18 protein-coding genes and 1 pseudogene are annotated in these 20,683 nt (G+C 48.3%); 16 read left to right on the top strand and 3 right to left on the bottom strand.

What is annotated here, in order from left to right:
• Positions 1 to 66: 66 nt before the first annotated feature.
• From P1U47_RS16465 to efp, 13 genes are all read left to right on the top strand, one after another.
• Positions 67 to 1,434, top strand: a complete 1,368-nt coding sequence (locus P1U47_RS16465; RefSeq protein ID WP_301030281.1) for an AarF/UbiB family protein — start codon at positions 67 to 69, stop codon at positions 1,432 to 1,434.
• Positions 1,435 to 1,669: 235 nt separating this feature from the next.
• A complete protein-coding gene (locus P1U47_RS16460; protein ID WP_301030280.1) occupies positions 1,670 to 3,250 on the top strand; it encodes a HAMP domain-containing sensor histidine kinase in 1,581 nt (526 codons plus the stop codon).
• Entirely contained in the window at positions 3,237 to 4,217 is a 981-nt protein-coding gene (locus tag P1U47_RS16455; protein WP_301030279.1) for a DUF3369 domain-containing protein, read from the top strand. The genes P1U47_RS16460 and P1U47_RS16455 overlap by 14 nt, the downstream gene beginning before the upstream one ends.
• On the top strand, positions 4,210 to 5,439 hold the full coding sequence (locus P1U47_RS16450) for an ATP-binding protein (RefSeq protein WP_301030278.1): 1,230 nt from the start codon (positions 4,210 to 4,212) through the stop codon (positions 5,437 to 5,439). Before P1U47_RS16455 ends, P1U47_RS16450 begins: the two co-directional genes overlap by 8 nt.
• A 9-nt stretch (positions 5,440 to 5,448) precedes the next feature.
• Complete coding sequence (locus P1U47_RS16445) at positions 5,449 to 7,095, top strand: EAL domain-containing protein (protein WP_301030277.1); 1,647 nt, start codon at positions 5,449 to 5,451, stop codon at positions 7,093 to 7,095.
• A 729-nt stretch (positions 7,096 to 7,824) separates the two neighbouring features.
• Positions 7,825 to 9,243, top strand: coding sequence for a c-type cytochrome (locus P1U47_RS16440; protein WP_301030276.1), 1,419 nt, complete (start codon positions 7,825 to 7,827; stop codon positions 9,241 to 9,243).
• Positions 9,240 to 11,006, top strand: a complete 1,767-nt coding sequence (locus tag P1U47_RS16435) for a cbb3-type cytochrome c oxidase subunit I (RefSeq protein WP_301030275.1) — start codon at positions 9,240 to 9,242, stop codon at positions 11,004 to 11,006. The genes P1U47_RS16440 and P1U47_RS16435 overlap by 4 nt, the downstream gene beginning before the upstream one ends.
• Entirely contained in the window at positions 11,006 to 11,686 is a 681-nt protein-coding gene (locus tag P1U47_RS16430) for a cytochrome c oxidase subunit 3 (RefSeq protein ID WP_301030274.1), read from the top strand. Before P1U47_RS16435 ends, P1U47_RS16430 begins: the two co-directional genes overlap by 1 nt.
• Before the next feature lie 4 nt (positions 11,687 to 11,690).
• Positions 11,691 to 12,368 carry a heme-copper oxidase subunit III family protein gene (locus P1U47_RS16425; RefSeq protein WP_301030273.1) on the top strand — a complete coding sequence of 226 codons (678 nt, stop codon included), beginning with the start codon at positions 11,691 to 11,693 and terminating at the stop codon, positions 12,366 to 12,368.
• A gap of 10 nt (positions 12,369 to 12,378) precedes the next feature.
• Positions 12,379 to 12,723, top strand: a complete 345-nt coding sequence (locus P1U47_RS16420) for a cytochrome C oxidase subunit IV family protein (RefSeq protein WP_301030272.1) — start codon at positions 12,379 to 12,381, stop codon at positions 12,721 to 12,723.
• A complete protein-coding gene (locus P1U47_RS16415; RefSeq protein WP_301030271.1) occupies positions 12,720 to 13,409 on the top strand; it encodes an SCO family protein in 690 nt (229 codons plus the stop codon). Before P1U47_RS16420 ends, P1U47_RS16415 begins: the two co-directional genes overlap by 4 nt.
• Positions 13,410 to 13,555: 146 nt before the next feature.
• The gene (earP, locus tag P1U47_RS16410) at positions 13,556 to 14,689 is read left to right on the top strand and encodes an elongation factor P maturation arginine rhamnosyltransferase EarP (protein ID WP_301030270.1); all 1,134 of its coding nucleotides are present in this window, start codon (positions 13,556 to 13,558) and stop codon (positions 14,687 to 14,689) included.
• Between the two features lie 50 nt (positions 14,690 to 14,739).
• Positions 14,740 to 15,312 (top strand): elongation factor P, encoded by a 573-nt coding sequence (efp, locus tag P1U47_RS16405; RefSeq protein WP_301030269.1) that lies wholly within the window; start codon positions 14,740 to 14,742, stop codon positions 15,310 to 15,312.
• 93 nt (positions 15,313 to 15,405) lie between these two features.
• On the opposite strand, the gene P1U47_RS16400 is transcribed toward efp, so the two are convergent.
• Positions 15,406 to 16,326, bottom strand: coding sequence for a glutaminase (locus P1U47_RS16400; protein ID WP_301030268.1), 921 nt, complete (start codon positions 16,324 to 16,326; stop codon positions 15,406 to 15,408).
• 859 nt (positions 16,327 to 17,185) lie between these two features.
• On the opposite strand from P1U47_RS16400, the gene P1U47_RS16395 reads away from it, so the two are divergent.
• Positions 17,186 to 18,109 (top strand): alpha/beta hydrolase, encoded by a 924-nt coding sequence (locus P1U47_RS16395; RefSeq protein WP_301030267.1) that lies wholly within the window; start codon positions 17,186 to 17,188, stop codon positions 18,107 to 18,109.
• Positions 18,110 to 18,148: 39 nt separating this feature from the next.
• On the opposite strand, the gene tmpT is transcribed toward P1U47_RS16395, so the two are convergent.
• Positions 18,149 to 18,790: a thiopurine S-methyltransferase gene (gene tmpT, locus P1U47_RS16390; protein WP_301030266.1), complete on the bottom strand. Its 642-nt coding sequence runs from the start codon at positions 18,788 to 18,790 to the stop codon at positions 18,149 to 18,151.
• Positions 18,791 to 18,936: 146 nt separating this feature from the next.
• On the opposite strand from tmpT, the pseudogene P1U47_RS16385 reads away from it, so the two are divergent.
• Together P1U47_RS16385 and P1U47_RS16380 are read left to right on the top strand one after the other, a co-directional pair.
• Positions 18,937 to 19,206 (top strand): annotated as a pseudogene (locus tag P1U47_RS16385) (GNAT family N-acetyltransferase); the annotation flags it as partial.
• 196 nt (positions 19,207 to 19,402) lie between these two features.
• Positions 19,403 to 19,687 (top strand): hypothetical protein, encoded by a 285-nt coding sequence (locus P1U47_RS16380; protein ID WP_301030265.1) that lies wholly within the window; start codon positions 19,403 to 19,405, stop codon positions 19,685 to 19,687.
• On the opposite strand, the gene P1U47_RS16375 is transcribed toward P1U47_RS16380, so the two are convergent.
• Positions 19,679 to 20,470 (bottom strand): hypothetical protein, encoded by a 792-nt coding sequence (locus P1U47_RS16375; RefSeq protein WP_301030264.1) that lies wholly within the window; start codon positions 20,468 to 20,470, stop codon positions 19,679 to 19,681. The two genes, P1U47_RS16380 and P1U47_RS16375, sit on opposite strands and share 9 nt — an antisense overlap.
• Positions 20,471 to 20,683: the final 213 nt, after the last annotated feature.

The raw sequence follows: 20,683 nt of genomic DNA, 5'->3' as shown, positions 1-20,683 counted from the left end.
CTGTGCCAACGTAGCAGCTTCACATAATGTTTATCATGGCAATAACTCGCTGAGGGAATAAGGGATATGGCAAAGATATTGTCTGCTAGTGTTAAAGATAAAGTGATGTTTGCAGCCTCAAAGGCTCGAATATTGAGCGCGGCAGCAGATACCTCTGGGCGGCGCATTAGCTTGGCCGAGTTCGGTCTTAGGGGCTCGTGGCGGGTTTGGCAAACGGCAACGGCAATATCGCCGCGAGCACTAAAGTGCCTTTTGCAGCGGCGCAAGCCCAGTCCGCGCGAGCTGCGAGAACTGTTTGAAGATTTGGGTGCAACCTATATTAAGTTTGGTCAGTTTATTGCCAGTTCGCCGTCTATTTTCCCCAAGGCCTACGTTGATGAGTTTCAGCTTTGTTTAGATCAAACCCCGTCTTTGCCGTTTAGCAAAATTAAGCAAATTATCGAGACCGACCTCGGTTGTGCAGTGAGCGAGGTTTTTGCTCACATTGACGAAAACGCCTTGGCCTCGGCATCTATTGCCCAGGTTCACGCTGCGCGCTTGCTTACCGGCGAAGATGTTGTCGTAAAGGTACAAAAGCCAGGTGTGCAGGCGATTTTGACCACCGATATGAACGCGGTATACCTGTTCATTCGGCTATTTGAAATGATTCTACCCAATACCGATAAAGACGCAGTGGCCGGCTTGGTGGAAGAAATGTATCAGTCGATGATCGACGAGTGCGATTTCCACAAAGAAGCCGAAAATTTACGCCAGTTTCGGGCTTTTCTCACCCAGAGTGGCAACGACCATGTTGTTGCACCAAAGCCCTATACCCAAGCCTCTGGCTCGCGGGTATTGACCATGGAACGTCTCTACGGCTCGGCTCTGACTAATGAAACGGCGATGCGCGACGGCGCTTTTGACCCCGCAAGCAGCTTGTTCAACGCCTTAAATACTTGGTTTGCCAGTTTGACCCAGTGCCCATTTTTTCATGCGGATTTACATAGCGGTAATTTGCTATTGCTCAAAGACGGCCGAGTCGGGTTTATTGATTTTGGCATGGTCGGGCGTATTCAGCCCGAGGCGTGGCAGGCAATATTTAGCCTGTTTATGGCGATAAGCGAGCAAAACTACACCTTGATGGCGCAATCTATGGTGAGTGTAGGGATTACCCGCGACGCGGTGGACGAGGCGGCGCTGACGGCTGATATTCGTAAAGTATTCGAAGGTTTAAATGCCTTAGACCCCCAGCATGTGCTCGAAAATCGCCAAGGCGACGGCATTAATGCACTATTGAGCGAGCTAGGCGATATTGCCAGAAATTATGGTATTCGCTTTCCCCGCGCCTTTACCATGCTGCTCAAGCAGTTCCTGTATTTTGATCGCTATATGGAATTATTGGCGCCTGGCGCTGATATCTTTCATGACAAGAGAGTGGATTTCTATTTAAGTTAGTGTCATTTAATACCCGCGGGTGGTCGTTCGCTGTACGAATGTTTGGTAAGCATCAGCAAAATCAATAACTTCGGCTTAAAAACCAAGGGCTTCGCTGTAAGTAGATGACACTATTATCAGCCGTTGAGGTTTACCAGTACAGTGAAGCAGTGAGTTGGTATTGAATGGGTAATAATTTTGGGTGCTTCGCAGGCATTGCGAGGGCTTGAGGGGGCTGAGATGGAATTTTACGGGTATGGCTGCTAAGTTGCGCGGCTACTTTAGCGCCATACCTTTCGATCGTAAGCTTGCCGTTGCGATGATTGCGAGTAGCTTGCTAATTGGTATCCTTACGATCAGTTTGTGCACGTTATTGGCCATAAATGCTGCGCAAAGTAGTCGGCAGCAAAAATATGGCGTGGTAGCGGGCTTGCTTGGGCAGTTATTGGCGAGAACGGACAAAAATGAAATGACAGCGCTACTGCGTGGCCTCAGTTTAGACAAGGATTTGGATCGTGTCTGCGTCTATTCAAGTGACCCTGCCGCGGCGCTAACATTCGAACACCAATTTAAAGTCACTAAAATTAACTGCTCTCCAACACAACCTAATGGCGCTGCGCTAACAGAAGGCGATTTTAGTTACAGCACGCTCAGTAAGAACGTGCCATTGCATGTTGTGCTGCATACGTCGAATTTGTGTCTTAGTCGTTATCTACAGTCCAGTTGGTGGGTGTTGGGGTTAATTGTGGTGGCAAGTATATTACTTGCATTCTTGTTTTCGTCTTGGGTTGGTAAACAGCTCTTAATACCGATATATGGCTTGCTGGAAGTAATTGGCTCAGTTAGACGTAATCAAGATTACTGTAGTCGTGCCGAAAAATTTGCTGACGATGAATTTGGCGCACTCTGCGATAATTTCAATGACATGATTGCCGATATTGAGCGTCGCGATCGCGAAGTGCTCAGCGCTCGCCGCGAGTTAGAACTACGCGTTTGTGAAGTAGATGTGAGCAATCGCGAGCTAAGTGGTACGCTGCAACGTTTAAAGCAAACTCAGCAGCAGTTAATTAATAATGAAAAAATGGCTTCTTTGGGGGCCCTAGTGGCTGGTGTAGCCCACGAAATCAACACTCCAGTTGGTGTTGGTGTCACGGCTGCATCAACATTAAAGTCCAATACTGATGCAGTGCAAAAGCGCTACCAAAATGGTGAGCTGACTCAATCAGCTTTGCAGTTGTATTGGGAGCAGACCGCGGCGGCGAGTCAGATGATATTAGGTAATTTGGAGCGCGCTGCGGGGCTAATTCAAAGTTTTAAATTGGTTGCCGTTGACCAAAGCAACAGCGAAGTACGGCGCTTTAATATTAAAGAGTACATGGCAGAAGTGCTGCGAAGTGTTAATCCTCAAATTCGCAAAGCGGGTTTAGAGTATTGCTTGGAGTGTGAAGAGGACTTAGTTATTTGTTCTTATCCGGGTGCACTATCGCAAATTGTGACAAACTTGGTAATGAATGCAATATATCATGCTTATCCAAACGGTGAGTCTGGGTGCTTAAGTCTCAATATTCAAGGCTTACCCAGTGGCGAAATTAAGCTTCAGTTTACCGACGATGGTAGAGGTATTCCTGCAGAGAATTTGTCGCGGGTGTGCGATCCATTTTTTACCACTCGGCGCGGCCGTGGTGGCAGCGGGCTCGGTTTGCATATTGTGTATAATTTAGTTACACAACAATTGTGTGGAAAAATAAAAATTGACAGTGAGGAAGGAAAGGGAACGTCAATCACCCTTTTGTTTCCCCCGGATGTCGCTAAGGTAGGGTTTTATGAGTCAGTCTGAACTCCCCGAAAATGATAATGACAGCCTAAAGCTGGCGGCAGAGCCAACTAGTCAGGGCGTAGTTAATGGTTTGCAACCATGGAAACTGCTGGTTGTAGATGATGAAAAAGTCGTACACGCAGTAACTCGGCTGGCCTTAGACGGTTTTGAACTCGCCGGACGCGGCTTGCAATTTATCAACGCTTTTTCAGCGGAAGAGGCGAGGAATCACCTTAGTAAGCATGATGATATCGCTTTAATTTTGCTCGACGTGGTGATGGAAACGGACCACGCTGGCTTGGATTTGGTTCACTATATTCGCCGAGACTTAAAAAATAAGTTTGTTCGTATAGTGCTGCGGACTGGGCAGCCAGGCCAGGCGCCTGAGTTGGAAGTAATAACCCAATATGATATCAACGATTATAAAGAAAAAACCGAGTTAACCCGGCAGAAGTTGTTTTCTACGGTGTATACCAGCTTGTGTTCGTACCGTGACTTAATCGCACTTGAAAATAATCGGGTTGGTCTGCTTAAGGTCATTGAAGCCTCTGCGGATATCTTTGTGCGCCGCACTATGAGTGCATTTGCCGAGGGTGTACTGCAGCAACTAACGGCGCTATTGTATCTCAATAAAGACGCTATGTTAGTCCAGCCCTGCGGCATGCTTGCTAGTGCAGATCACGGTAGCCTCAATGTATTAGCGGCAACGGGCTGCTATTCCACATTTGCGGGATCGGTCAATATTTCAAGCTTTGACACGACAGTTGCCGATAGAATTAAAAAGGCAATGAATGCGCGCAGTAGCAATTATGGTGAAAACTACTGGGTAAGTTATTATGTTACGGAGTCCGGTGTAGAACAGCTTTTATACGTATCTGCGAAAGATGTTTTTTCAGTGCCTGATATCGCAATGATTGAGCTATTTGTTAAGAATGTTGCGATAGCCCATGAAACCATCGCCCTGCTGGAGTTAAAAGAGCATGTTTAGTGCAAATAGTAAAAAAATACCAGATAAAATGGCGGGCAACGATGAGCTTATACTCGCAAGCGAGCAAACCACTATGCTGACACAGGATTCGGCAACGATAACAAAAAATGCATGGAAGGTGTTAATCGTTGATGATGAGGAAGAAATTCATGTGGTAACGCGATTGGCGTTACACGATTTTAGCTTTGGCGGTCGCCATTTGGAATTTGTTAGTGCTTATTCAGGTGAGCAGGCTAGGCAAGTAATACAAGAGAATCCGGACACCGCCATCATTCTTCTAGATGTGGTAATGGAGACCGACGACGCGGGATTGGAGGTGGCTCGGTTTATTCGGCAAGAGCTAGGCAATCATTTTGTGCGTATTATTTTGCGTACCGGTCAACCAGGTTTGGCGCCAGAGCGCCGAGTTTTAAAAGTCTATGATATTAATGATTATCGTGCAAAAACAGAGCTAACCCAAGATCGCTTATTTTCGGTTATCTACACTGCCTTGTCGTCGTATCGAGATTTAATTGCGCTGGCGCGTAGTCGCCATCAATTGATCGGCCTAGTAAACGAAATTGAACAGCTTTCCCATTTGGCGGCCCGCGATTTGCAAATGCCCTTAAATGAAGTGGTTGGTGCAATGCGTAAGATTGGCGCGCGTAGTAAAGATCTTGAAGCACCCGGCTTGGCAGAAGAATTTTTAGAAATTCGCGACAATGTCTATGCAATGCAATCGGCTTTAAATAAACTAGTCGCACTAACATCGGTAGGCCGCTTTAATGAAAGCCGTGAATTGGTCGACTGCAACTCGGTAGTTAGCGACGTATTACTAAATTTAGATAGCGAATTCCAGTCTAGCCACGCGAATTTGCACTGTGAAACACTGCCGACAGTATTTGCCTGTCGCCGCCAGTTAGTGCAAATTTTCCAAAACTTAATCAGTAACGCTATTTCCTTTTCTACTGAGTCGCCCCCAGAAATTTATATTAATGCCACAACTCACGAGCGCAATTGGGTGTTTTCGATCAGTGATACTGGTATTGGTATTGCGCCGGAACATCATAGCGGCTTATTTAATTTGTTTCACCGCGACAGCAGTCAAGGTGGTGCAAAAGAAACTGGCGTTGGCTTGGCTATTTGCGAAAAAATAGTTCGCTGGCATGGTGGTAAAATCTGGTTGGAATCTGAGTTGGGAAAAGGCACGACGTTTTATTTTACTATCCCATTAGCGGAATAGGCGAAAATTATGCGTGCAGAGTGGATCCTTGATAGTTTTGTGCACAGTCTAATTTGTGTCAATTTTGAGGGCGAGATTACTTATGCTAACGCGGCAACTCAGCAGTTAACTAATATTCCTCTCGATGATTTGCTGGGTAAGCGTTTTGCAGTTGCACTGCCTTTTATTTGTGTAGATAGCGGGCGGCTACTAAGTGATCAGTTGGCGGAAAGTGCACGTAATGCAAAGGCATTTTTGTCCCATGTCCAGTCTAGAAATGAAGCGCTTTACCTAGTATTAGTGTCGTCAGTATTCGATGACGAAAAAGCGCCGGTTGGCTACAGCGTTGCAATTTCTGCGGCGACACAAGAAATACTCTACCGCGACGGTGAGAGTGATTTAGACCCCTTAACTGAATTAATGGGGCGGCGTGAGTTTGAGCGTCGCTTAGAAAATTTAGTCAATGACGCGGCAACGAGTTCGCGCACCCATTCGCTACTTTATATCGATATAGACCAGTTTAAGTTAATTAATGATACCAGTGGTCATGTGTCGGGCGATAATTTAATTAAGACGATAGCCGATTGTTTGCGCACGGAATTGTTCATTGGCGACATTTTGTGTCGTCTTGGCGGCGATGAGTTTGGAATATTGCTGAGTAATGTCGACACCTTTGAGGCGCGCTCAGTTGCGACTCGATTGGTTAAAGCGGTTAAACGCTTGACGTTTATGTGGAGCGGTATCGCTCACCGAGTATCCATTAGTATTGGTGTGGTTTTGATTGATGAATACAGTCAAGATCGTGCTAGTGTCATGAGCCAAGCGGATGTTGCCATGTACTCGGCTAAAGAAGACGGCCGTGGCCGGGTTCATGTGTATGACACACGAGACAAAAAACTCAGTCGCCTACACGACGATATGGACTGGGTGCACCGTATTAATAAGGCCCTTGCCGCGGATGATTTTTGCTTGGTCACTGAGCGGATTCTGCCGCTAGTCGATGAGGATAACAATACCGCCCTCTATAATGAACTGCTGGTTAGAATGCGGTATAACGGCGATATTTTAAGTCCTGGGCAATTTATGCCGGCAGCTGAGCGTTTTGGTTTAATGCCGCAAATAGATCGCTGGGTGATTAAAAGTTTCTTTAATTATTTGCAGCGTAATCCCGAATTGAATGATCGCGACGTGATGTACTCCATTAATATTTCTGGGCAATCGCTTTGCCAAGAATCTTTTCTTGAGTTTGTTTACCGTTATTTACGGCGCAGCAATGTTAACCCTAAAATTATTTGTTTTGAAATTACCGAAACTGTTGCCATAACAAATTTTTCGGTGGTTACCCGCTTTATACATCAGGTTCATGAGTTGGGCGGGAAATTTGCTTTAGATGATTTTGGCACGGGCATGTCATCTTTTGGCTACCTTCAGGAGTTACCTGTAGATTACGTTAAAATTGACGGTCTTTTTGTTCACGATATGGATAAAAACCCCGTGCATAAAGCGATGGTGCGCTCAATTAATGATATTAGCCATGTGCTGGGTAAAAAGACCATTGCCGAATTTGTTGAACGGCAAGAGATTATGGATCAGCTGAAAAGTCTAGGGGTTGACTACGCCCAGGGTCATTTGCATGGGCGACCCCAAGCTTTACAGGATTTAGCCGATCCCGCTTGAATAATGATTGGGCTATTGCGCGACATAATTTAGACGCGTGCTATGGCCTAGCCCCTTAATAGTTTATTCCCTTGGCAAACTTCGCTTAAAAATAAACGCTGATTTCCCCAGTGTTCGGAGGCTAACACCCTCTAGACGTCGCTGTGTTTATACCGATTTAACCTTAAAATAATTTTTGTAGTAGCGAATACTTATTTATCTTACCCTTTCAGTGCAGGTGTCTCTGTATTGCTGCTCATGTTAACCTTCTGTTTTTATTGTTTATTTTTTGATTTTGTGGGTTTTTTTATACTTCTTGGAAATTAACATTTCACCTCTATCATAATATTTGTCGTATTTTCTCAATTTTAAAACACCCGAAATTGCTTTAGTTTAGTTAGCGATTTGCCCTCGCCAGAATGGTGAGATAATTTGGTGTGTATATTTATATTAAAAATAAAAGCAGTGTTAGTGCGGTGGCAAATCAAAAACTTAGCGCTATGCTTACAGTGCGATAAATCGTTGCTGATCAAATGTTTGTGGGGCAGGACGGGGCGCGGCAAAGCTGCTTATCCCCTGTGTAGAGTAATTATATTACCTGTCGTTTTACCAGAGCAGCGAGTTTGCATATATAAAAATAAAGTAGTCGTGCTGAGACTGCTGCTTTGGTGAAATGGGATGCGGTAAACGCAGTCTGGCTGCAATGCCATGGTTTTACTGATACCTGATGAACTCGATAAGGGATGCGTCATGGTAATAGCTCTAGTTATTTTAGCTCTGGTGGTTATCACCGTTGTATTCCATCTCTATAGCCCATGGTGGCTGACTCCCATAGCCTCGAATTGGGGCGCCATCGACACTACCATTGAAATTTCCTTTTGGATTACCGGCCTCGTTTTTATTGCGGTTAACTGTTTTTTGGCGTGGGTTGTATGGCGCTATAAGCATACCGGTAAGCACAAAGCACATTACGAGCCAGAAAGTAAAAAACTAGAGAGTTGGTTAACGATACTCACCGCCATCGGCGTTATCGCCATGCTCACTCCTGGGTTAATTGCGTGGGCCAAAGTGGTGAATGTGCCGAGTGAGGCCACCAATGTAGAGGCGATTGGCCAGCAGTGGCAGTGGACGTTTCGCTTCCCAGGCCCTGATGGTGAGTTGGGCGGGGCAGACGCACGTTTTGTAACCGCGCAAAACCCCTATGGAATTGATCCTGAAGACCCCAATAGCCAAGATGATCTAATCGTAAACAGCCACCAATTGCATTTGCCGGTGGGCAAGCCCGTAAAGCTGCTGTTGCGGTCTAACGATGTATTACACAATTTTGCGGTGCCCCAATTTCGCATCAAAATGGATTTGGTGCCTGGTACCGTAACCTATCAGTGGTTTGAACCCAGTCGCACGGGGAGCTTCGATATTCTCTGTGAAGAGCTTTGTGGGGTAGCCCACTTCACCATGCGCGCGCAGGTGATTATTGAGGATGAGACCGCTTATGAGCAGTGGTTAAGCCGTCAGCCGAGCTTTGCCCAAACCCAGCGCAATTACGATATTGATTTAGTGGCGGGCAAAAATTTATACGCCACCTGCTCGGCGTGTCACGGCGCGGATGGTGGCGGTTTAGCGGCCATGCAAGCACCCAATTTAAGTGGTTTAGAATCGTGGTATATGGAGCGCCAGTTGCGTTATTACCGCGAAGGAATACGGGGCGCTCACCCCGCAGACGGCGGTGGCCAACAAATGGCGGCGATGGCGAGATCGGTGGCTGAACCCCGTGATCTCCGCAATCTTTTAGCTTACATCGAAAGTCTACCTGCAATTGCCGCGCCGCCGACCTTGGCTGGCGATGCCGAACGTGGCGCGCAGGTGTTTCAGGCCTGCGTGGTTTGTCACGGCGCCAATGGTCAAGGTACTCGCGCTTTACAGGCGCCGCAGTTAGCTGGGCAAGCCGACTGGTATTTACACAAACAACTCAAATATTTCAGCATGGGCTGGCGGGGCAAACACCCACAAGATCAGTATGGCTCGCAGATGCGCTTAATGACTCGCACCATTCAAAATCCCGAGCGCCTGCAAGATTTAATCGCTTACATCGCCAGCTTGCCGGTGCCTGGGCATTACCAAACACCGCTTGCCGAGGCACAAATTGTTGAGGGGACGCAACAACCATGACACATATTGCGATTGCTGATCAGACAGCCCATTTACATCATCCCAAGACATTTATTGGCAAGTATATTTGGAGCCAAGACCATAAGGTAATTGCCATTCAGTATTCGGTTACCGCGATATTTGTCGGTTTGATCGCCTTGCTACTGTCGGTACTTATGCGCTTGCAGTTGGGCTTTCCCGGCCAGTTTAATTTTATAACGCCAGATGCCTATCTCCAGTTTGTCACCATGCACGGCATGATTATGGTGATTTACCTGCTTACCGCTTTACTGCTCGGCGGATTTGGAAATTACCTGATTCCGCTGATGGTCGGCACCCGCGACATGGTGTTTCCCTATTTGAATATGCTCAGTTACTGGTTTTATCTGGTATCTGTCATCGTGTTAATGAGTAGCTTTTTTGTGACAGGTGGGCCGACGGGGGCAGGTTGGACCCTGTATCCGCCGCAATCTATTTTGGCCGGCACGCCAGGTGCTGGCAGCGGTATTGTGCTTATGCTGCTGTCGTTGGCGATATTTATTGTGGCCTTCACGATGGGCGGTTTGAATTACGTAACGACGATTTTTCAGGCTCGTACTCGCGGTATGACACTGATGCGTATGCCCTTAACGATCTGGGGCATTCTTACCGCGACTATTCTCGGCTTGCTGGCGTTTCCAGCGCTATTAGTTAGCGCCATTATGATGTTGTTCGACGCCACTTTGGGTACGAGTTTTTTTATGCCCGCCATCGTTTCTTTGGGCGAGCCGCTTAACCACGAGGGTGGCAGCCCAATCCTCTTTCAGCATTTGTTTTGGTTTTTTGGTCACCCAGAGGTGTATATCGTGGCCTTGCCTGCTTTTGGCATGGTGAGTGATGTACTGAGTGTGCACGCCCGCAAAAATATTTTCGGCTACCGCATGATGGTGTGGGCAATTGTGATCATTGGCGGCCTCAGCTTTATTGTGTGGGCGCACCATATGTATGTAAGTGGTATGAATCCCTATTTTGGCTTTTTCTTTGCCACCACCACCTTAATTATTGCGGTGCCTACCGCGATCAAAGTGTATAACTGGGTGCTCACCCTGTGGAAAGGCAATATTCATCTGACGGTGCCGATGCTGTTTGCCATTGGTTTTATTTTCACCTTCACCCACGGCGGCTTAAGTGGCCTGTTTTTGGGGAATGTGGTGGTGGATTTACCCCTGTCAGACACCTTCTTCGTGGTGGCCCACTTCCATATGGTGATGGGGGTGTCGCCCATCATGGTCTTGTTTGCCGCTTTGTATCATTGGTTCCCGCTCGTTAGCGGCAAGCAACTGCATACCGGCCTTGGCAAGCTGCATTTCTGGGGCACCTTTTTGGGTACCTACGCTATTTATTTGCCTATGCATTACTTGGGTTTTCTCGGGGTGCCGCGGCGCTACTACGCGCTGGGCGACACCTCGTTTATTCCAGAGTCGGCCCATGTTTTAAATGAAGATATTACGATTGCGGCGATTATTGTTGCTCTATTTCAACTGGTGTTTGTTGCGAATGTGATTTGGACCTTGCGCTCTGGGCCACGCTCGGTGCGCAACCCTTGGGGCGTTGCTTCCTTGGAATGGCATACCCCAGATGTGCCGCCGGTACACGGCAACTGGGGTGACGCATTGCCCACGGTGCACCGCTGGGCCTACGACTACAGTGTGCCTGGGGCCAAGCAAGATTTTATTCCCCAGCACGTGGCAGAAGAGGATGTGGAATACGAAGCCGGCGGTCGGCGTAGCGGGGAGGGCGAGTAATGAGCTGGTTTGGCATATTGTCTGAAAAGCCTTGGCTTCCCGAAGCCCAGGGCACGGCCGCCCAGTGGGGGCGCACTGCTTATACACCGGCGGTTAAAATTTCGCTGCGGTTTTTGCTGGGTATTATCAGCGTGTTTTTTATGCTGTTTTTTGTCACCTTCATTAGCCGATCTCAATACGATGATTTTCTGGCCCTGGCGGGGGAACCCTGGCAGCCCTTCACTCACTCTTGGCGGCTGTGGATTAATTCTGGGGTGCTAGTGCTGGCGAGTGTGGCTATGCAGAATGCAGTGTATGCGCTGCGTCGCGACCAAAGTCTACGCTTACTGTGTTCGCTGGCGGCGGGCGCTTTGTTGGCGATGCTATTTATCATTCTGCAAATTTCGGTGTGGCAGTTTTTACAGGCTATGGGTTACGGCGTAGCCGCTAACCCTGCCAATAGTTATTTTTACATTTTAACCGGCTTGCACGCCTTGCATCTTCTTGGCGGCCTCGTTGCGCTGGGGCGGGTTGTGAACAGTTTGCGGCGGGACGGCGACCTACAAAACCGGCATGCGGCAATAGAGGCTTGCGCCTTGTACTGGCATTACTTACTCGGCCTGTGGCTGGTGTTATTTTTTATGTTAACCCGCACACCAGAAACCTATGCACTGATAGCCGCAGCCTGCGGCCTGGGATGACATTATGGCAAGTACTCCCGCAGTAAATACCAAAAGCAGTTACTGGCAGAGTTTAGTCACTGATTGGGGCGCCGACAGGGAAGTGTTTAAGCTTTCTTGGGGCAAACTGATGATGTGGATATTTCTGCTCAGCGACACTTTTATATTCAGTGTTTTTCTCATTGGCTATATGAATGTGCGAATGTCGGCGACCGACAGCTGGCCGCTGACCAGTGAGGTGTTTGCCCTGCACGTTGGCGGTGCTGATATTCCATTGTTACTCATCGCGATAATGACTTTTATTCTAATTACCAGCAGCGGCACCATGGCCATGGCAGTGAACTGCGCCTACCAGCGCAATAAGGCCGCGACTTTTAAGTTAATGATTGCCACTGCCATTCTTGGTGCCAGCTTTGTGGGCATGCAGGCCTTTGAGTGGAGTAAGCTGATTCTAGACGAAGGCGTCAGGCCCTGGGCCAACCCCATGGGCGCGGCTCAGTTTGGTTCGGCCTTCTTTATGATTACCGGCTTTCACGGCATGCACGTGAGTATTGGGGTGATCTATTTAACGGTAGTCGCCATTAAAGTACTCAGAGGGCACTACGATGAGAAGGGGTTTCAAATTGTTGAGATAACGGGTCTATATTGGCATTTTGTCGATCTGGTTTGGGTCTTTATCTTTGCGTTCTTCTATTTGTGGTAAGGAGGTCAGCATGAGCGGTCAGCCTGAAACAGCGAGCCATGGCGAGGGTCAGCAACATCCTATTGGCCTGTATTTTAAAGTGTGGATACTGCTGTTTGTACTTAGCTCCATGTCCTATGCCGTAGACTATTTTCACTTTCACGGCTATTTGCGCTGGACGTTGATACTGGTGTTTATGTTCTTAAAAGCTGGGCTGATTATATCGGTGTTTATGCACTTTGCTTGGGAGCCGAGCACCCTAAAGTTGGCCTTAGGCTTGCCGGTTATCGCCATAATTGTGTTTATTGCTTTCATGGCAATAGAGGCCGATTACACCTTTCTTAGCCGGCTTACCTTTATGTCGGGGGGGACATGAGTGCCGGGCCTTTGATTGACCGAAAATTGCGGTATTTACAGCTTATTGTTGTTGTTCTGAGCGTGGTCTTTGCGGCAATAGTACTCAATATGCAGCATAAGCAAGCGCCGGAAATAAACGGCGCGATCTTAGCCGAGCCACAACCGCTAGCGGCCTTTGAATTGCGTAATCACCGCGGCGAACTTGTCCATACCGCTGACCTAAAGGGGGAGTGGCAGCTGGTGAGCTATGGTTATACGCAATGCCCAGATATTTGCCCAACCATGTTGTCGAGCTTGGCGCAGTTTCAAAAACGCCTTGATAGGAGCGGAGAGTACCGCGATTTACGCGTTCTTTTTTACACTATTGATCCCAGTCGAGATACCGTAGATAAACTTGCGAATTACGTGCCATGGTTTGATGCTCGTTTTGTTGGATTACGGGCAGAGTCTGCAGATGAGGCCCTCATTTTTGAGCGAAGTTTAGGTATGAGTAGCTTCCTGACGACTGTAGATGAAGCTGATGGAACAGGCGCTGCGGAGTATGACGTGGCCCACGGTTTTCGATTGTACTTATTAGATGATCAAGCCCGATTGCGTGCAGCACTAGCTCCAATCAGCGAGCGAGATGGCAGTAAACACTATAACCCCGAAAGTTTGTTTAGCGATTATATCGCCCTGCGTGAATGGTTTGCACGGCAGGGCTGAGAATTGCGATCACCTATAAATCAACTTCGTGATAGTGAAAATAGCCTGTATATTGAGCGCCACCGCCATTTCCTCCACGTTGCATGAAGTGTGCTCCTAAGTTAGGGGCCCTTCGTGGCAATGGTTACTCTCCACACGGGCATAGAATGCGTTTTACCTGGGATATTTTTTGCACCGTTATCGACAACTTTGGTGATATTGGCGTGACCTGGCGTTTGGCGCGGCAATTGGCTGCCGAACATGATTTAGACGTGCGGCTCTGGGTGGATGACCTCGGCGCCTTTGTGAGGCTGTGCCCGAGCGCGGATGCTAGCCTCGCGGTTCAAGAGGTACAGGGAGTGGTTGTTCATTACTGGGCAGCTCCGTGGTCGCCAGTGGCGGCAGCCGATGTGGTTATCGAGGCGTTTGCTTGCGAATTGCCTCCGGCCTATATCGCGGCCATGCAGGGTCGTGAACGGCCATCACTGTGGCTAAATTTAGAATATTTGAGTGCCGAAGCGTGGGTCGACGACTGTCATGGTCTGCCATCGCCACAGGGTAAGGGGCTACAGAAATACTTCTTTTTTCCAGGCTTTAGTACCCGTAGTGGCGGTCTGCTGCGAGAGGCAGGCCTTATTGCGCGGCGCCGCGCCTTTCAATGTGATATTGCCGCGCAGCAGGCATTTCTGCACGATATCGGCGTTGCAAGAGCATCCGGTCATCGCCTGATTTCGCTGTTTTGCTATGAGAATTCAGCGTTGAGCAGCCTCCTAGATGCGCTGGCAGAGAGTGTTCAGCCGAGCTTGCTCTTGGTGCCTGAGGGCTGCGTGAGCGCTGGGCTAAAGAGCTATTTTGGGGTGGAACACGTAAGTCTAGACCACCGTTATGAGCGCGGTGCATTAACCGTGCAGCTGATTCCATTTTTAAGCCAGCAAGACTATGACTATTTGCTGTGGTCTTGTGATCTTAATTTTGTGCGCGGTGAGGACTCTTTTATTCGTGCCCAGTGGGCGGAGCGGCCCTTTATTTGGCATATTTACCCCCAGCAAGATAAAGTGCACATCGACAAATTGCAGGCATTTTTAGACCGTTTTAGTGTCGGTTTAGACGGCGCGTGTAGCGAGGTGCTGAGTGCCCTTAGTCTGGATTGGAATGAAGGTCGAAATATGGCGCAATCTTGGCGTCGCTATGATGCCGCCAGCCCAGTGCTGGCGGGACATGCAGCAGATTGGAGTGCGCGGCTAGCCGAAGGTGAAAATCTTGCAGATTCGCTAGTGCAATTTCATCAAAACTGGTTATGATACGCAGCCGCAATTGATGGCATCCCATTAATCCTTACTCGGATGCAAGTATGAAAACCGCACAAGAAATGAAACCGAATAGCGTGATGCTAATCGACGGCCAGCCGTGGATGGTCCAGAAAGCAGAATTTACCAAATCTGGTCGTAACAGCGCTATCGTGAAAATGAAGTTAAAGAACCTGCTTAGCGGTTCTACCACGGAGACTGTATTCAAGTCTGAAGACAAGGTTGAACCCGTTATTCTTGAGCGTGTTGCGGTGACTTACTCCTATGTTGCCGATTCCGTTTATGTGTTTATGGACGATGAATTTAATCAGTACGAGCTAAGCGAAGATGATATAGAGAGCGTATTGCCTTATATCGTCGACGGTATGACCGATATTTGTGAAGCCGTGTTCTTTGAAGGCAAGGTTATTTCTGTCGATTTGCCGACTACCATTGTGCGTCAGATTGTATACACCGAAGGTTCTGCGCGCGGTGACACTTCTGGCAAGGTGATGAAACCGGCTAAGTTAAGCAATGGCACCGAAGTTAAAGTCGCTGATTTCTGTGAAATTGACGACTGGATTGAGATTGATACCCGCAATGGCGAGTACAAAAGTCGCGCTAAAGCGCCATTTTAAGCTTGATTTGCAGATTGACCTTAGCTTTGATTGACCCGAGGCTACTAGCTTAAAAACCGGCGAAAGCCGGTTTTTTTGGGTTTGGCGTTGGGTTCAATGGCCAAAGATCGACCAGCCGGTGCGTTGCACCAGCATTTCTAGTGCCTCGGTGCCCAGCTTACTATTGCCAATGCGGTCTAAGCCTGGCGACCACACCGCAATTGATGCCTTGCCTGGCGCCACTGCCAAAATACCACCGCCCACGCCACTTTTACCTGGCAGGCCCACTCTAAACGCGAACTCGCCTGAGCCGTCGTAGTGGCCACACATCAGCATTAGCGAGTTGATCCGGCGTGCCCGCTGGGCAGAGACCACTCTTACTCCTGTGTGCTTATTAACCCCGTCAGAGACGAGGAACATACCGGCTTTAGCTAATTGCTGGCAGCTCATTGAAATAGCGCATTGGTGAAAATACGTGCCCAATACTTGGTCAACAGGATGCTTCATACGCCCGTAAGCGGCCATAAAATGCGCTAAGGCGGCATTGCGGTCGCCTGTAGTTAGCTCCGATTGCGCCACTTTTTCATCAATACCAATGCTTTCATCATTGGCCAGAAAACGCACAAACTGCAAGATCTCGCCTAGGGTTTCTCTGGGTTGGTGGCCCATCATAATGGCGTCTACCACCGCAATCGCCCCCGCGTTTATAAAGGGATTGCGGGGTTTGCCGTTCTCGTGTTCCAGCTGCACGATTGAGTTGAAGGGGTCGCCAGAGGGCTCGCGGCCCACCCGCGACCAGACCGCGTCGCCAAGCTTGCCGAGGGCAATTGTTAGGGTGAACACCTTGGAGATGCTCTGAATTGAAAACAAAGTTTCAGCGCAACCAGCGCTAAATACCTGACCGTCGGGAAGCGCCACCGTGATAGCAAATTGATCGGGGTTAACGCAGGCCAGCTGCGGAATGTAATTGGCAACCTGGCCGCGATCGGTGCGGCTCATCATGGTGGTGTAGATGTCGTCTAAAATAGCTTGCATGGCGTGGTGTTCTTGGCTCTGCTTCTGCGAATGACCGATAGTATATTCGCGGCTAATGGGCCAACCCAGTCTTTTCTGAATTTGCGCGGATTTTTCAATAGTTGATTATTCATTTCGATTTTGCATGTATTTTACCTTTGCGCTTGGAACCTTAGTTATAGCCGCTGGTCAGACACCACCTTAAGGTGCTTGACCAAGGTAGCGATTAGTTTGAATGCCCATTAATTTTAAGGTTTAACAGGGTCATTTTTTGACTATTTCAGATGTTAGATTTGCTTCGATTGGCCAAAATCTGTTGGAAAGTAAATCGCGAATATGCCGTTGAACGCTCATTACTGCGATTACCTGCGCAGAAGCTGTGATTCAGTCTGCAAAAACGTAGATTACGGATACCTCCTAACAGATGAATGCTGCCAGTATGCTTAGGCGTCTTGGTGACGCCCTATACAGTTTTCTCGTTGAACAGCACTGCTGTTTTGCCGGAGGTATGAGTTTTGAGTTTTGTTAGTCGTTATATGGCATTGGCAGGCAGGGAGAAGCTTGCGCCACCGAGTCCTTTTTTACAGTCGTGGTATCCGGTAGCGATATTACTTACTGTGCCAGCTTTGCAGATGATTCTAGCGGTACTTGTCCCTTAATATGTAGTCGTTATCTGCTGCCTGCAGTGGTGATGTTGTAAACATTAAGCGAGTAGAGTCATTAATCCTGCGGCTAACCGCTTACCCCCTATGGTTGGCTCGCCTAGAATTCTCAGCTTAAGGCCATATCAATAATTGCTCGTCAATGGCGGCGCTAGTGTGCAGCGCTTCCAATACGGTAGTATATTTGCGCCTAGACGATAATGATAAAAGGGATTTTCATGAAACAAAGCATCCGCAGTCGGCTATTCAATTTTTTCCTGATGTTGATTCGGCGGCCGATCTGGAATCAGGCGCAACTGCATGCTTTGCGCAAGCGGTTAGCTGGCTTAGACAAGCGGGCCGAGGGACGAGCAGAAAAACTGTGCTTGATCAGTGTAAAAGCAATTAATCACTGCGATGTGGATGTTCTCAAGCCGCTAGACCACGTAGAGGCTGCGGGGCAGGGGCGCCATATTCTGTTTTTCCATGGCGGCGCTTACTGCTTGCGCTCTCCGCATACCTACCGCGCCATGCTGGCGGGCTTATGCGTAAATGTTGGCGCGGTCGGTATTTTGCCAGATTATCGTCTGGCGCCAGAGCATCCCCACCCAGCGGGGATTGACGATTGTTTCGAATCCTACCGCATGCTTTTGGAGATGGGCGTGGCAGCCAAAGATATCGCCTTTTGCGGTGACTCTGCGGGCGGTGGCTTGGTGATGTCGGTGCTGGCCATGGCCAGGGATGCGGGATTGCCACTGCCGGCGTCGGCTAGCTTATTGTCGCCAGCAGGCGATTGGGGGCTAACTGGCGCGTCGTTTTATGAAAATGAAGGTCGCGACCCCTTGTTTCGCCTTTGTAGTTTTCTGTTTTTTCGCAGTCTTTATATTGGTAATTACCAAACTAGCGATCCCGCAGTTTCACCACTGCTATCCTCGTTTGCGGGCTATCCCCCCATGTACTTCTCGGCTAGCAGTACCGAGCTGCTGCGCGATGTTGCCACCGAAGGCGCGGCTAAAGCCCGCGCGGCAGGGATTGAGGTTGAAATGGATCTTTGGCCGGGCCATTGCCACGATGTGCAGTTAATGTCGTTTCTGCCAGACAGCCGCATTGCGCTTAATAAAGTCTGCGACTTTATGAATAAGCACTGGACTGCGTCTCGCTAGCCAAACGGTGACGGAATTGGTATTGCCCTAAGTAGTTGTTTAGCGTTTTTTCTCAAGCAGCCAAGCTTGCTCTTTAGCGGCGATCTTACCCTTCAATCCGCCGGCAAGCTCGGTGCTGGCCAGCAAGTGTATGTCATAGCTGGTGCTGTAATGGATGCTGACTTCGTTGCTATCAATGGAAAACGGTGGGCCATCCAATAGATTTTGGTCATACGCAAAGCATATGAGTAACTGGCTGGCGTTAGCGCTAATGGCGCGTAAATGCGCAGTGTACTGCTGGCGGATTTTTGGTGGCAGGGCGACCAGTGCGGCGCGGTCGTAGATGGCGTCAACTGGGCCAAGTATGTCTGGCGATAAGTTGAAAATATCGCCCACATAAATGTCAATATTATCGGCGCTGTAGTGTTTTAACTCACCAATACATTGTATTTTTGGTTCGACGCCGAGTTCGGAAAACAGTTGGGTAATTGCTAATTCACTTAACTCAGCGCCCACAACTCGATAACCCTTTTCCAGCAGCCAGGCAATGTCACGGGTTTTGCCACATAGTGGTATAAACACGCGGCTTGCAAGAGCTAGGTTGAGGGCGGAAAAATAATGGACGAGTAGCTGGTTGCCAGCGGGTTCATGAAAGCCAATCTCTTGGGTTTGCCATTTATTGAGCCAAAAAGAGGTTTCCATTTTTACTCCTGTGTTTTGCGGTTTGATCGTTTCATTTATCGGCGTTGATAACCTAGCTTATACCATTCGCCGTGTCGCTGCCGCGTAGATTTCGACGCATCATATGACTAAAAGATAATGCGGGATTAGGCGCGGGTTTATGTCAATTATATCCCTCGTTTTGCTCGGTAGAAGCAGTTCCGATTTACGTACTCTATGACCTGTTTGTAGTCCCAAAGTATCGCCGAGGCGGCGTTGCTCGAGAGCTATTATTGGCGGCTGAAAAGCATTCTGTATTAAATAATGTTGGCCGTATGGATTTAACTACGGCCAAAGTGAATGCATCCGCGCAGGCCCTGTATGAGTCTATGGGGTGGCGTCGTGACGAAATATTTTTCACCTATAATTGGCGTCCACGAGCCTTGCTAGCCAATTAAACGGTGCTCTACCGTAGGATGTGAGACGCCGGTGTCACCTATTACGAATTTGTACTCAGCCTAGAAATAACATGGTGTGCTTATTCTCTTGCAATAGGCATTTTGTTGCGGCGCTGTCATTGATTATGTTGCCAGCTGTTTAAGCGATCTGTGATATGGTCATTTTAATTTAACTGAAACTGATACAGAGCTCGATATGAATTTAGATAAGTCGAAAAAGCGGATCGCCAAAAAAGTAAAAATGGGTTTTCAGGGTTATCCGCAAATTGCGATTGAGTATTTTGGTCGGACAACTGAGCAGGCGAACGAGGTTGTGGTGCAATTTATCGTGGAGGAGGGCGCCGAAATTCAAGAGCAACGATTTGTAAGTAAAACCGATGCTCGTGAGGATGAGGCTATTCAGTCTGCGCTAGTCAAAATGATTGAGCGGTCTGAGGCCAAAACGGTGCTTCAAAAGATAGGCGTTTCGCGCTTAGCTTGAGCCTAAGGTTAAATTTTTAGCTTTTGTTGCGGGAAGGCACATGCACAGTAACTCTAGCGCCAGTGCAACCAGCAATAAAGTGACGGCAAAACAGGCGTAAATTAGCGCCATTGACGGCTGTGAACCGCTGTTCAACGCAATTAAGGTTGGAAAGCCGGTGCCAAAGTTAGCAAAGAAGAATGTGCAGGGAAATAGCGCAAAGATTAATAGGTGTTGCTTTTTACTCGTGGTGTGGCAGCGCAGTAGTGCGGCGGCGATACTAAAGCTCATAATAAAGACGGCTTCTAATATCGCAACCCACACCGGATAATTTAACAAGCGCAACGGCTGGGGTCCGTAATACGCGTAGGTGCCGCCGTTAATTGCTATGGCTTCAAACACTGCGGTTGTGGCGAGAACAATAGCAAAGGTTTTATAAAATTGCTGGCGGTTCATGCCGCGGTGGAGCATTTCGGTGATATACAGTGCCGGACCGCAAAATACGATGATATAGGCGCTCATTACCCACACGGGCTGCGGCAGACCAAACGCGGTGAATAAACTCCATTGTCCGGGAATATACCAAATTAAATGAAAGGCGATGTCGTAGAGTGGCTCGGCAATACTGCCCGCCGCTCCTGCTAAAATAATAAATATCGGCAACAGTGAATTTTGCTGCTGAGCCATTTTTACGGCTTTAATAATAAAAAATAATGTGAGCCCCCAAGTGCCAACCGTCATTACCGTTTGCATGGTCATATTAAGGCTGTGTTCGAAGGGCGGTGTGGGTACGCTATTTATCATTGCCTTATCCTTATTCGTAATTATTGTTGTTTTGAATATATTATTCGCTGGGCTTTATTGCATGTGCTGTATTAAAAAAGGGGGGTGGTAAAACCACCCCCAAGGAGGCTCGGGTCGCGATTGAGGTAGCGCTACCGAGAGGTGAAGCTTAGGAGCCTTTAGCTATTTTGCACAAACTTGTCGAAGCGAATACGGCTATTGAACATGCCCTTG

Origin of the sequence: Zhongshania sp. (genome assembly GCF_029212375.1) — a bacterium.
Classification (GTDB): domain Bacteria; phylum Pseudomonadota; class Gammaproteobacteria; order Pseudomonadales; family Spongiibacteraceae; genus Spongiibacter.
The sequence above is the reverse complement of the archived record's forward strand: the minus strand, read 5'-3'. Positions and strand labels throughout refer to the sequence as shown.

What these genes read in the sequence shown, in the direction of transcription:
- P1U47_RS16420 (WP_301030272.1), top strand. Translation starts at nt 12,379, where the DNA reads ATGAGCGGTCAGCCTGAAACAGCGAGCCATGGCGAGGGTCAGCAACAT.
- P1U47_RS16445 (WP_301030277.1), top strand. Translation starts at nt 5,449, where the DNA reads ATGCGTGCAGAGTGGATCCTTGATAGTTTTGTGCACAGTCTAATTTGT.
- P1U47_RS16440 (WP_301030276.1), top strand. Translation starts at nt 7,825, where the DNA reads ATGGTAATAGCTCTAGTTATTTTAGCTCTGGTGGTTATCACCGTTGTA.
- P1U47_RS16430 (WP_301030274.1), top strand. Translation starts at nt 11,006, where the DNA reads ATGAGCTGGTTTGGCATATTGTCTGAAAAGCCTTGGCTTCCCGAAGCC.
- P1U47_RS16415 (WP_301030271.1), top strand. Translation starts at nt 12,720, where the DNA reads ATGAGTGCCGGGCCTTTGATTGACCGAAAATTGCGGTATTTACAGCTT.
- P1U47_RS16450 (WP_301030278.1), top strand. Translation starts at nt 4,210, where the DNA reads ATGTTTAGTGCAAATAGTAAAAAAATACCAGATAAAATGGCGGGCAAC.
- P1U47_RS16380 (WP_301030265.1), top strand. Translation starts at nt 19,403, where the DNA reads ATGAATTTAGATAAGTCGAAAAAGCGGATCGCCAAAAAAGTAAAAATG.
- P1U47_RS16435 (WP_301030275.1), top strand. Translation starts at nt 9,240, where the DNA reads ATGACACATATTGCGATTGCTGATCAGACAGCCCATTTACATCATCCC.
- P1U47_RS16395 (WP_301030267.1), top strand. Translation starts at nt 17,186, where the DNA reads ATGAAACAAAGCATCCGCAGTCGGCTATTCAATTTTTTCCTGATGTTG.
- P1U47_RS16465 (WP_301030281.1), top strand. Translation starts at nt 67, where the DNA reads ATGGCAAAGATATTGTCTGCTAGTGTTAAAGATAAAGTGATGTTTGCA.
- tmpT (WP_301030266.1), bottom strand. Translation starts at nt 18,790, where the DNA reads ATGGAAACCTCTTTTTGGCTCAATAAATGGCAAACCCAAGAGATTGGC.
- P1U47_RS16460 (WP_301030280.1), top strand. Translation starts at nt 1,670, where the DNA reads ATGGCTGCTAAGTTGCGCGGCTACTTTAGCGCCATACCTTTCGATCGT.
- P1U47_RS16375 (WP_301030264.1), bottom strand. Translation starts at nt 20,470, where the DNA reads ATGATAAATAGCGTACCCACACCGCCCTTCGAACACAGCCTTAATATG.
- P1U47_RS16425 (WP_301030273.1), top strand. Translation starts at nt 11,691, where the DNA reads ATGGCAAGTACTCCCGCAGTAAATACCAAAAGCAGTTACTGGCAGAGT.
- P1U47_RS16455 (WP_301030279.1), top strand. Translation starts at nt 3,237, where the DNA reads ATGAGTCAGTCTGAACTCCCCGAAAATGATAATGACAGCCTAAAGCTG.
- earP (WP_301030270.1), top strand. Translation starts at nt 13,556, where the DNA reads ATGCGTTTTACCTGGGATATTTTTTGCACCGTTATCGACAACTTTGGT.
- efp (WP_301030269.1), top strand. Translation starts at nt 14,740, where the DNA reads ATGAAAACCGCACAAGAAATGAAACCGAATAGCGTGATGCTAATCGAC.
- P1U47_RS16400 (WP_301030268.1), bottom strand. Translation starts at nt 16,326, where the DNA reads ATGCAAGCTATTTTAGACGACATCTACACCACCATGATGAGCCGCACC.